Genomic DNA, 293 nt, shown 5'->3' on the forward strand with positions numbered 1-293 from the left:
ATGGCTGCTTCTAAGCCAACATCCTAGCTGTCTGAGCCTTCCCACATCGTTTCCCACTTAACCAGAACTTTGGGACCTTAGCCGGCGGTCTGGGTTGTTTCCCTCTTCACGACGGACGTTAGCACCCGCCGTGTGTCTCCCGGATAGTACTTACTGGTATTCGGAGTTTGCATGGGGTTGGTAAGTCGGGATGACCCCCTAGCCCAAACAGTGCTCTACCCCCAGTAGTATTCGTCCGAGGCGCTACCTAAATAGCTTTCGGGGAGAACCAGCTATCTCCGAGTTTGATTGGC

1 rRNA gene is annotated in these 293 nt (G+C 53.9%); it reads right to left on the reverse strand.

The features are described from left to right. Positions 1-293: ribosomal RNA gene (locus tag J9892_RS22405) — 23S ribosomal RNA — on the reverse strand; the annotation flags it as partial.

It is taken from the genome of Aeromonas sp. Prich7-2 (genome assembly GCF_017939255.1).
GTDB lineage: Bacteria > Pseudomonadota > Gammaproteobacteria > Enterobacterales > Aeromonadaceae > Aeromonas > Aeromonas caviae.